Origin of the sequence: Mucilaginibacter galii (genome assembly GCF_014635825.1) — a bacterium.
Lineage (GTDB): Bacteria > Bacteroidota > Bacteroidia > Sphingobacteriales > Sphingobacteriaceae > Mucilaginibacter > Mucilaginibacter galii.
Window position 1 is genome coordinate 60,191 of sequence record NZ_BMDO01000016.1, and the last position, 11,995, is coordinate 72,185.

Sequence of the window (11,995 nt, forward strand, 5' to 3'; positions counted from 1 at the left end):
TATTTTAATAAATAACGATAACTAAATGGCTGTCATTTACGTATAACGCTGTACGCCTTTATAAGCCAATATTGGTTTATGAAATCAGTGATGTAATTGTATATTTAGCCATATGATAAAAACCTTACAATACAATCTTTTCAAAATTGGTTCTGCCGCTTGCTCATGCGGAAAATATGTTGCTTTCCTCTGCAAGTAAGTTTAACACGTACAGCTATTTTTTGAAAAGCTTTTATGATTAAAAAATACTTACTCAAGGTATTCCTGCTTTGCTTGTTGTTTTGTTATAGTTTTAACAAAGCCTCAGCACAATATGCAATTGGTGGCAGTGCGGGTACTAACCTGGTTAATTCGGTTTACTGGCTCACCTGGGATAGGGCAGCCAGCGGTTTTACGCTCATCTCTTCACCCGCCGGTTCCAGTGGGTCAAATATTATCAATGGCACTTACGTTTGGCAATTTTCGCCTACGGTGCGTATAACCGGGGTTATTACTAATGAGGTGCTTTCTGCCGGTGCAGGCATGGTAGCCTACACACCCGGAAGCTATTTCGGCGATGGTTTAGACCTGCTTTATTCGGGCAACAACCTGCCTAAGCCCGACTCGAGGGGTGTACCAAATTCTGCATTGGCCACTACTAACGGCGGTACCGTTACTTTCGATATTGATATTAAGATAGCCATTCTCATCAATAACGTTTGGACAGATGTAAACTACCCCGGCATGGTGGTTGCCGATGCCGAATCTATAGACGTCGGCGGCGAATATATTTCGGGCAATACGCCTAACGCAGTGGCATGGCAGTTACTTAATAAGAGAACACAGGGCAATGTGGCCGACATCCATTATAAAATGGACCTTTCTAATGCCGGGAAGTCGTTCAGGTTATACGCCGATCTTCCTCCGGGTAACTTTGGTGTGCAGGCGGTTATGTTTGCCAGAGGGGCGCGTAACTTAACCAACGTATCCATGCGAGGATCGGGTATCACGGCCATGGCCATTGGTTTTGTGTTGCCATTTGATTTAGGAGATGATCCGGCTACCTATGGTGCCACAGGGCATTATATAGACGATTTTCAAAGTACCGATTACTACCCCGGCGATGGTACCTACGAGGTGGTAAACTATAACACTACGCCGCTTACTCCAAAGGCCAATGTATACTTGGGAGCCGATAACCTTGACCCCGATGGACAGCCCGATTTTGGTGTAATGGCCGATAATGATGACCTGACCGGCGAGGCTGATGAAAGTTCTATTAACACCAGTGCTATACCTACGGTTAAAGTTAACCAGGTAGGCGATATTGTGCTCACCATTCCTGCCACCAACAATAAAGCAACCCCGGCCATTTTATACGGCTGGCTCGATTTTAACGGCGACGGTTTGTTTGGAACCGATGAGCTTATCAAGGTAACGGTGCCTGCCGGTACCGTTAATCAAAACTTTACGCTTACCTTTCCTAATGCCATGTTTGCAGGTAAGGTTAAGGTTGGTCCGCTGTATGCGCGTTTGCGTATCACCACTACTAATTTATTGGATGATGGCGCTACCGCAATTGATGAGAGAAGTGTATCGTTCGCTGCCGATGGTGAGGCTGAGGACTACCGCCTGAAAGATATTTTAGGTGTAAGTATATCAGGAACCGTAGTGGGCGATGGTAACGGAGCCGCCGATGGCGCTATTGCCGGTACAGGTTTGTCTGCAGTTGGCGGTAAGCAATTGTATGCCTACCTGGTTAACAATGCAGGCATTGTGGTAAACAAAGTTGCAGTGGCCGCCAACGGCACTTATACGCTGGCTAATAACAACAACGGCAATTACACGGTTGCCATTTCTGTTAACGATGTCGCCCTCGGAGGTACTTTAGCCGCCGTAACTGCCAATTTGCCGGCTGGTTTTGATGCATCGGGAGCAGCTTACGGTACCAACAATGCAGGCAATAGCGGCATTAAGCCCGGCACACCCAACTTACAAATCAGCGTATCTACCCCGGGTACAAGTTTAGATGTAAGCGCAGTAAATTTCGGTATAAACCAGGCACCTGTAACTGTTGCTGACAATGGTACTACCGGTATAGGGCAGCCCGTTACACTTAATATTCCGGGTAACGATACTGATGCCGACGGTACCATCAACGTCACCACCGTTTTATTGATCGACCCAGCCGACAATGCCAAGAAAATATCTGTTACTATTCCTAACCAGGGTACATATACGGTAAATGCTACAACCGGCCAGGTAACTTTTACACCGCTGCCAGCATTCGCCGGTAAAACCACACCTTTAGCTTATACCATTAAAGATAACTTTGGCACCGAAAGCGTGAGTGCACTCATCAATATCAGCATTAAACCAGCCGGTGTTGCCGATGCCGATGTAGCGCCTATCAACACCCCGGTAACTACCACCGTAAAAGCTAATGATGGTGCCAGTGCTACGGGTACAACGGTTACCGCTGCTAACGGGGCACATGGTACCACTGTTGTTAATGCCACAGGCCAGGTTACTTACACGCCTGCTACAGGCTACGCCGGAACAGATACTTATACCTATACCTTAACCACATTAGACGGTGTTATATCAGACCCTGTTACTGTAACCATCAGCATTAAACCGGTGGGCGTAAATGATGCCGATGTTACGCCTATTAATACGCCGGTAACCACCATAGTTAAAACCAATGATGGTGCCAGCGGTATAGGCACCACTGTAACGCCAACCAATGGTGCTCATGGTACTACCACGGCTGATGCAACGGGCAGGGTAATTTTCACGCCGGTAGCCGGCTACATTGGCAAAGATGTTTATACTTACACACTAACTACAACCGATGGTATTGTTTCCGATCCTATTACCGTAACCATCAGCATTAAGCCAGTTGGGGTAAACGATGCGGTTACTACGCCATTAAATACCCCGGTAGTTACCACCGTTAAACAGAACGACGGCGCCAGTGCCAACGGAACCACCGTAATGCCAACCAATGGCTTGCATGGTATTACTACCGTAGATGCCAGCGGCAGGGTAACTTATTCGCCGGTGGCGGGTTATGTAGGGACTGATACTTACACTTATACCCTGACTACACCTGATGGGGTGGTGTCTGACCCTATTACCGTTAACGTCAATATTTTTGCTGCCTCTATGAGCCTCACTAAGGTGGCCAACAACGGCTACGCCAAGGTGGGCGATGTGATCAATTATACCATAAACGTAACTAATACAGGTAGTTCTGTACTTTCAAACGTAACGGTGACTGATGCGGGTGCCGATGCCGGATCTATTTCACCGGCCACTATTGCCAGTTTAGCAGCCGGAGCATCGGCTACGGTAACCGCCCGGCACACGGTAACACCAGCCAATGTTAGCGCAGGCAGTTACAGCAACCAGGCCAGCGTAAGCGGTACCGATCCAAGCGGTATTGTGGTAACCAACCCACGGTCTGATAATCCGGCCACTCCTGCGGTTGATGATCCTACTGTGGTTACGATTACATCAACAGGAGTTGGATCGATCAGGCTGGCTAAAACCGGTGTATTTACCTCATATTACATTGCCTATACGTTCGTAATAACCAACACGGGTAATTCTGTGCTGACCAATGTACGGTTAACAGATAACAAGCTCAACCTTAACAATTCCTTGATTACCATACCAACTGGTGGTTTGCAACCGGGTGCCAATGCTACTTACACATTGAATTATACCTTAACACAAGCCGATAAAGATGCCGGCTCGGTAACTAATAATGCCAGTGTGAACGGTACCGATCCGGTTGGCAATGTGGTAAACAGTACAGCGGGTGTAGTAACCAGTTTCCCTAAATCGCCGGTTGCTGCTCCTGATAATGCCTTTACCGGGGTCGATGTTCCGGTTACCATTGAGGTATTAAAGAACGATGATCCGAAGAACACCACCTTCGATCCGCAATCGGTAGAAATCATAAGTTCTCCGGCACATGGCGGCATCACCATTGGCGGCAACGGAACCATCACTTATACACCTAACCCTGGCTACTCGGGCACCGATGTGTTCACTTACCGGGTTAAAGATCTTAATGGTTTCTATACCAATGCCACTACGGTAAATGTAACGGTGAGCGCTACTTCGCTGTTGCAAATTCCTAACCTGTTTACGCCAAACGGCGATGGCATTAATGATGTATTTGAGATACGCGGACTGGATAAGTTCCTGCAAAACGAACTCATTATAGTTAACCGCTGGGGCAACGAGGTATATCACAAAACTAATTACCAAAACAATTGGACAGGAGAGGGCCTGAACGAAGGTACTTATTACTACGTACTCAAGGTTAAAACCACCGACTGGCAGGTTATTAAAGGATACATCACATTAATGCGCACGATTAAAAACTAAGTTAATGGCAGTGGCAATACAAAGGATGATAATGAAACGTTTTTTAATCATAATTATACTGATGCTGAGCGGCAGGGTGCTTTTTGCCCAGCAGGATGCGCAGCAAAGCCAGTATATGTTCAATGGTATATATATTAACCCGGCTTATGCAGGTTATAAAGAAAACCTGAACTTTCACAGCTATTTCCGCTCACAGTGGACGGGTATTGAGGGTGCACCCAAAAGTATGTCGTTAGCGGTTGATGCCATTGCCAACAACGGAAATGTGGGTTTGGCGCTTCAAATATCTAATGACAGGTTAGGGGCGCAAACTAACTTATCAGCTTACGCTAACTATGCATACCGCCTGCGCATGAACGCCGAGGGTACTTCACGCCTGGCCTTTGGCCTGGGTATTGGTGCTATGCAATTAGGCATTAATGGAGCCTTGTTAAATCCTAACGACCCCGAACCAAACCTGGTACCTGGTATGCAAAGCACCATAGTCCCTGATGGTCGTGTGGGGGTATTTTACTCAGATGATAAATATTATGCAGGCCTTTCGGCCGATAACCTGATCTCGCAATTTATCAACGTGCGTAACCGCGGATACATTGCCCAGCCCAAACCGCACTACTATTTAACCGGTGGTGCGCTGTTCCCGTTATCAGAAGATGTATTGATCAAACCCAGTGTATTACTAAAAGACGATGCAGGCGGGCCAACCAGTTTAGATTTGAATGCCTTTATAATGTTCGGTCAGCGTTTTTGGGTGGGCGGTTCGTATCGTACAGGTGTTAAACTGTATCAGAAAAGCTACCTGCAAAGCGATCTAAGCAACCTGAACTCTTTTGTAGCCGCCATGGAGCTATTTCCTTTAGAGAACCTGCGTGTAGGCTATGCTTACGATGTTTCTATTGGGCCGTTGAAGGGTTACAGCGGTGGTTCGCACGAGATCTCTATCGGCTTCTACATTAAAACGCAAAAAACACGGATGTTAACACCAAGATTCTTTTAATCGGCTAAGCTTAACAAGGGATGAAACAACGATTAATTACGATCTGTACAGTTATTGGCTTTTTAATGCTGGCGCACAGTGTGAAGGCACAATACGTATTAAAACTGGCCAACGAGCAATACAACTTATTTAACTATACCAAAGCAGCAGAGCTTTACTTAAAGGCTTATAAAAAAGATCCTACCCTTTACACCGCTGAGCATTTAGCTAACTGTTACCACCTGACCCGCGAATACCCCGAGGCCGAAAAATGGTATGCCACCACTGTGGCCATGCCCGATAGCAAGCCCGACAACCTGTTAAAATATGCCGAGGTATTAAAGAATAACCTGAAATATGCCGAAGCTAAAGCACAGTACACTAAATATTACACCATTAGCCCCGCGGTAAACCAAGCGCAGCTGAAATTTTGGATCTCATCCTGCGATTCGGCTATGAAGTGGATCAAAAACCCGGTGCCGGTCGATATCAGGAACGAGCAAATGTTAAACACCAAAGAGTCGGACTGGGGTGCTGTTAAATACAATAACACGCTGGTGTTTACTTCTGACCGGGAAAACAAAGCCGAGTTAGAGGAAGGTAAAAAGAAAAGGCCATTGATCAGGTTTGATGCAGCTAACACTATAGATAAAAGGATTTATGGCTGGACCGGTAACAAGTATTTAAATCTTTACGAACAGCAAAATAGCATAACAGCGGCCGATGCGGTCAGGCTTTTCCCTTTTATAGCAGGTACCGAATACCACATTGGAGCCGCCTCATTCACTGCCGATGGTACTGAAATGTATTTTACGCTAACCCATCTGCCCGATCGCAAGATCAAAGACACAGCACGTATCAAAACCATTAAGCTGGACATTTATTCGAGCAGGCGAAATTCTGCGACTGGTACATGGGAAAAGCCTGTGCCTTTCGTATACAATAATGAAACTGCTTATTCGGTAGGCGACCCATTTATTGCCCCCGATGGCAAAACGCTGTACTTTACTTCGGATATGCCGGGTGGTATGGGCGGTACCGATATTTACTATTGCGAACGCACCAATGGCAACTGGGGGCAGCCTGTAAACCTCAAAGCCATTAACACTCCGGCCAACGAGCGCACCCCATTTATTAATGCTGATGGTACCATCTACTTTTCTACCGATGGCGATAAAGGCATGGGCGGGTTAGATATTTTTAAAGCGCTGCGTAAAGGCAGCACTTTCGGCACTAAACAGAATTTGGGTTACCCCATTAATTCTGCACAGGATGATTTTGCTTACGTACTTGCTGCCGATGGCAGCTCAGGCTATTTATCCTCAAACAGAATGGGTGGCGTGGGCAGCGATGATATATATAGCTTCACCCCGTTACTAACAGCTACTTATAATTTAGAAGGCGTGGTTTATGATAAATTTACACGTTACCCCATTGCCAATAGTACAGTGACTTTAACACGGCCAAAAGGTATACTTTCTAAAGTGCAAACCAACAGTGCCGGCCAGTTTAGTTTTGTGCTTAACGAAAGCAGCGATTACCAGCTTAAAGGCGAAAAGAACGCCTACCTGGCCGATAACCTGAACACATTTTCTACCACAGGGCTGGCGCCATCCTCAGTAATCAGGCGAAACCTGTACCTCGAAAAAATTGAATTAAAGAAAGCCATCCGCATAGATAATATCTATTATGATCTGAACAAAGCCGACATTAGGCCCGATGCAGCTGTGGAACTGGATAAGCTGATCAGGATCTTGAAAGATAACCCTACCATTGTTATTGAATTGGGATCGCATACCGACAGTCGTGCCGACGATGATTACAACATGTCCTTATCGCGCCGCAGGGCCAAGGCCGCCGCCGATTATATTGTTGACGTAGGAGGTATAGATGAAGGCCGCATTATAGCCCGCGGTTACGGCGAAACCCGCCTGCTTAACCGCTGTAGTAACGGCGTAAATTGTTCTGAGGCGGCACACCAGCTTAATCGCCGTACCGAGTTTACCATTATTGAGTATTAGCATTCCTTTTGAAACGTACCTTTCACCTATCATAATGTAAGCCATTCAGCTAAAACTGAATGGCTTTTTGTTTAAAAGAGATTTCTTTCTTAGATGCTTATACAACGTTAGCTTCAAACATCTTTGGTAACAATTAAAGAACAATATAATTTTTGTTTTTATTTAGACTGATTCTTATTAACTTCGCTACCTGTATCCTTTAGTGCATAACTCATTAAGCAAAAGGTGCTAAGCAACATTTAAGAACAGTGTTATAAAATGAAAAAATTATTGATCGCCGTATCTGCATTTATTTCTTTCTCGGCGCAGGCACAAACCAATACTTTATTAGAGCAGTCGTTTTGGCAAGGCCAGCCCAATGTAACCCAGGTAAAAGCCCAGGTAGAAAAAGGCAGCAACCCGTCGCAGTTTAATGCCATGAGCTTTGACCCGGTGGTAATGGCTATCAATGCCCAGGCACCTACCGAAACTATTAAATACTTGATAGATCAGCCCGGCAATAATGTAGATAAGCTAACCCACGATGGCCGTACCTATTTACACTGGGCTGCCAACCGTGGTAACGCCGAAGTGTTAGAATACCTGCTTAATAAAGGCGCCAAGGTAAACATCATGGACAGTCATGGCACTACGCCTTTACTTTTTGCTGCAGCCAGTGGTCAGCCAAATACTAAAATTTATGACCTGTTACTTGCCCATGGCGATAACCTGAAGAAAAACGTTAACCAGGATGGCGCTAATGCCTTGTTGCTGGCTGTGGCCAACGATAAAGAGCTTACGCTAACCAACTACTTCATCTCCAAAGGTCTGGATTTAAACAGTACCGATGCTATAGGCAACAATGCGTTCAGCTATGCCGCCCGCAGCGGTAATATTGAGCTGCTGAAAACGCTGGTGCAAAAAGGGGTGAAGCCAAATCAAAATGCGTTGCTTATGGCTGCCCAAAGCGGTGGCGGCCGCCGTGGCGGTAGCGCCGGTGCAGGTTTACCGGTTTATCATTACTTAGAAAGCCTGAACATTAGCCCTGCGACAACCAACAAAAGCGGTGCTAACGTACTGCATTATATTGCACGTAAACCTAATCAGTCGGAAATTATTAATTACTTCCTGAGTAAAGGCGTAGATGTAAATAAGGCTGATGAAGATGGTAATACCCCTTTAATGAACGCCGCTGCCGGCAACCGCGATACTGCGGTAATGGCCATGCTGATCCCTAAAGTAAAGAACATTAACCAGGCTAACCTTAAAGGCGAAACCCCACTGGCTATGGCCGTGCGCAGTAATTCGCCCGAAGTTGTAGCCTATCTGCTTAGCAAAGGTGCCGACGTAAAGGCTTTAGATAAAAACGGTAATAACCTGGCTTTTTACCTCATGGAGTCTTACCGTCCGCAAGGGCAGGGCTTTGGCGGCCCGGCTGCCCAGCAGGGTGGTGCACCAAAGCAAGATGACTTTGATGCCAAGCTTACTATTTTAAAAGCCAAAGGTTTAGATGTAGCTGCTCCGCAGAAAAATGGCAATACGCTTTATCACCTGGCTATTGCCAAAAACGATATTGGTCTGCTGAAGCGCTTACAGCCTTTAGGTGTTGATGTGAACGCTAAAAACACCGAAGGACTAACCGCACTGCACAAAGCAGCCATGGTAGCTAAAGACGATGCCATGATGAAATACCTGCTATCCATTGGTGCTAAAAAAGAGGCAGTTACTAATTTTAAAGAAACTGCATTTGACTTAGCCAGCGAAAATGAGTCATTAAGTAAAAAGAACGTATCTGTTAACTTCCTGAAATAATACCGATGTCTAAAATCTTTAAAATATCCTTTTTACTATTTGCGCTTGCCTTTATTAAACCGGCTACAACATTTGCACAAACCAGCAAATACAAATGCATGGTGCAAATGACCAACTACATGGGCGAGGGGGCTTACGTCGTAATCTCGCTGATAGACAGCAAAGGCGCTTACGAAAAAACCTTGTACGTTATGGGGTCCGACAAAAAATGGTACAACAGCCTAAAAGAGTGGAACAAGTTTTACAAAAAGAAACCCGCTAATATCAGCGCTATTACCGGTGCCTCGGTTACCGGTGGCGACCGCAGCGTAAACGTAATTGAAATAGAAACCGCCAAGGTTAACGCCGGTTACAAACTGCGTTTTGAAAGTGCGGTAGAAGATAAGAACTACTACGTAAAAGACCTGGAAATCCCCCTGACTACCGATGCCCTATCGGCCAAGAACGAGGGAACCGGCTTTATCCGTTACGTGCGCTTCAGCGCTAATTAAAGTTACCTAAAAGCGCATGACCATTTCTGTGTGGAGATACAGCCATTTAGCACTGGCTGTATCTTCTTTTTTACTGCTTATACTGGCATCTGTAACGGGTATAATACTGGCATTTGAGCCAGTTTCGCAAAAGCTACAGCCCTTTCGTGCCGATAACTTTAATGAGGTTACGCTGGCGCAATCGCTCCCGGCTTTGCGCAAAGCCTATCCAGATATTAGCGAGCTTACCGTAGATGTTAACGAGTTTGTACAGATCAAGGCCAGCGATGCAGACGGCAAAAACCTCGAAGCTTATGTTGAGCCCGTTACAGGTAAAATTTTAGGAAAGCCTACTAAGCAGAGCGAATTTTTCGCGTGGGTAACCGCCCTGCACCGTTCGCTATTTATTCATGAAACGGGGCGGTTCTTTATAGGGCTTACTGCGTTTTTACTGCTGTTGATCACCGTTTCGGGCACTATGCTCATTATTCAGCGGCAGCGGGGGGTAAAGCGGTTTTTTACCCGCATTGTACGCGATAATTTTGCGCAGTACTACCATGTGGTATTAGGGCGCTGGTCGCTTATTCCCATTTTCATTATCGCATTGAGTGGAACTTACTTGTCGTTAGCCAAGTTCGGCTTGGTTGATACAAAGATTACTTCGCCCAAGGTTGATTTAGACGGTATTCGTTCCAAGCCCGAAATAAAGCCTGCCGACATCACCATTTTCAAAAACACGAAGCTTTCAGATGTTCAGAGCATAGAGTTTCCATTTTCGGAGGATGCGGAAGATTACTTTACGCTCAAACTTAAAGACCGCGAAATTACCATTAACCAAATTACCGGCGATGTTTTAAGCGAGGTTAAATATCCCATTGCCGTATTGCTAACCAACCTAAGCCTTAATCTGCACACGGGGAGGGCAAGTAGCATATGGGCTATTATACTGGCCGTGGCCTCCGTAAATATACTGTTCTTTATTTACTCAGGTTTTGCCATTACCTGGAAACGTTTGGCCAACCGCGTAAAGAACAAATACACGGCGACTGACAGCCGGTTTATCATTTTGGTTGGTTCCGAAAATGGCAGCACCTACCGTTTTGCGCAGGCCGTTCATCAGCAATTATTAAAGCAGGGGCATCAATCATATATTACCGAGTTAAACAATTACACGCTGTTTCCAAAGGCCGAACACCTGCTGGTACTTACCGCCACGTATGGTTTAGGAGATGCACCAACCAACGCCGCTAAGTTTGCCGCCTTGCTTGAAAAATATCCGCAAGCGCAACCCATTCTTTACTCAGTACTGGGTTTTGGTTCTCATGCTTATCCTGATTTTTGCAAGTTTGCTTTCGAGGTTAACCAATTGCTGGCTCACCAAACCTGGGCAACGCCATTAACTGATATACACACCGTTGATGATAAATTGCCGGACGATTTCAGCTTATGGGCCGAATCCTGGTCGCAACAATCTGGCATTCCATTAACATTGTCGCCTGATCTGCAAACGACTCACAGCCTCGAGACTTTTACGGTAACTCAAAATACTGCACTCGCAGGCACGAATGATATCTTCCTTCTTCGTCTGCAAGGCAGACAAAGAACAAGCGTCACCTCGGGTGATCTGCTGGCTATCTATCCGGCAAATGATCACCGTGAGCGGCTATATTCTATAGGGGTGATTGATAAAGAAATTCAGTTAAGTGTTCGGTTGCATGCTGGTGGATTGGGGTCGGGCTTCTTGCATGCTTTAAAAGCTGGAGAAGCTATTAAGGCGCGTATTGTTAACAATGGGCATTTTCATTTCCCGGCCAAAGCGCCCGATGTAATCATGATCTCCAACGGTACCGGTATCGCACCCTTCCTGGGCATGATAAGCCAGAACTTGCAGAAAACACCATGCCATTTATACTGCGGTTTCCGCGATGCCTCATCGTGCGAAATGTACCAAAGCTTTTTAGCACAAAGCAGGGCTTCACAAAAACTGGCCAGGTTAAATTTAGTAAGATCGAGAGAGGGCGAAATGCAATATGTAAGTAACCTGATTGAGCGCGACCGCGACTTTATAGGCCGGGTGTTAGCTAATCAGGGCGTTATCATGATCTGCGGCTCACTTTCTATGCAAAAAGATGTAATGGACTTGCTCGAAACCATTTGCCAGGAGCAGCTTAACCAACCGGTCAGTTATTACCAGTCGCACGGGCAAATCATGATGGATTGTTACTAAGATAATGTCATTGCTGTAAGGGTTTAGTAATTCGAGGACAAACAGATGATTTAAGATATGTTGTTTAGGGTGGTCATTTCGATAGGTTTTTTACCGCCTATACCTTGATGTGGCCTTTCCCAGTTGTAAT

The 11,995-nt window shown here is 45.8% G+C and carries 6 protein-coding genes; all 6 read left to right on the top strand.

The window, feature by feature from the left end; translation table 11 throughout:
• Positions 1 to 234: 234 nt before the first annotated feature.
• The 6 genes from IEV61_RS19975 to IEV61_RS20000 all read left to right on the top strand — a co-directional run bounded on the left by IEV61_RS19975 (position 235) and on the right by IEV61_RS20000 (position 11,865).
• On the top strand, positions 235 to 4,380 hold the full coding sequence (locus IEV61_RS19975) for a CshA/CshB family fibrillar adhesin-related protein (RefSeq protein ID WP_188418833.1): 4,146 nt from the start codon (positions 235 to 237) through the stop codon (positions 4,378 to 4,380).
• A gap of 31 nt (positions 4,381 to 4,411) precedes the next feature.
• The gene (locus IEV61_RS19980; RefSeq protein ID WP_188418834.1) at positions 4,412 to 5,377 is read left to right on the top strand and encodes a PorP/SprF family type IX secretion system membrane protein; all 966 of its coding nucleotides are present in this window, start codon (positions 4,412 to 4,414) and stop codon (positions 5,375 to 5,377) included.
• 20 nt (positions 5,378 to 5,397) lie between these two features.
• Positions 5,398 to 7,377 (top strand): OmpA family protein, encoded by a 1,980-nt coding sequence (locus IEV61_RS19985; protein ID WP_188418835.1) that lies wholly within the window; start codon positions 5,398 to 5,400, stop codon positions 7,375 to 7,377.
• Between the two features lie 258 nt (positions 7,378 to 7,635).
• Positions 7,636 to 9,168 carry an ankyrin repeat domain-containing protein gene (locus IEV61_RS19990; RefSeq protein ID WP_188418836.1) on the top strand — a complete coding sequence of 511 codons (1,533 nt, stop codon included), beginning with the start codon at positions 7,636 to 7,638 and terminating at the stop codon, positions 9,166 to 9,168.
• Positions 9,169 to 9,173: 5 nt separating this feature from the next.
• Positions 9,174 to 9,659 (top strand): DUF2271 domain-containing protein, encoded by a 486-nt coding sequence (locus IEV61_RS19995; protein WP_188418837.1) that lies wholly within the window; start codon positions 9,174 to 9,176, stop codon positions 9,657 to 9,659.
• Between the two features lie 16 nt (positions 9,660 to 9,675).
• A complete protein-coding gene (locus IEV61_RS20000; protein WP_188418838.1) occupies positions 9,676 to 11,865 on the top strand; it encodes a PepSY domain-containing protein in 2,190 nt (729 codons plus the stop codon).
• The last annotated feature ends 130 nt before the right edge of the window (positions 11,866 to 11,995 follow it).

Bases quoted from the DNA above. Each gene is read 5' to 3' on its own strand.
- IEV61_RS19975 (WP_188418833.1), top strand. From the start codon at position 235: ATGATTAAAAAATACTTACTCAAGGTATTCCTGCTTTGCTTGTTGTTT.
- IEV61_RS19980 (WP_188418834.1), top strand. From the start codon at position 4,412: ATGAAACGTTTTTTAATCATAATTATACTGATGCTGAGCGGCAGGGTG.
- IEV61_RS19985 (WP_188418835.1), top strand. From the start codon at position 5,398: ATGAAACAACGATTAATTACGATCTGTACAGTTATTGGCTTTTTAATG.
- IEV61_RS19990 (WP_188418836.1), top strand. From the start codon at position 7,636: ATGAAAAAATTATTGATCGCCGTATCTGCATTTATTTCTTTCTCGGCG.
- IEV61_RS19995 (WP_188418837.1), top strand. From the start codon at position 9,174: ATGTCTAAAATCTTTAAAATATCCTTTTTACTATTTGCGCTTGCCTTT.
- IEV61_RS20000 (WP_188418838.1), top strand. From the start codon at position 9,676: ATGACCATTTCTGTGTGGAGATACAGCCATTTAGCACTGGCTGTATCT.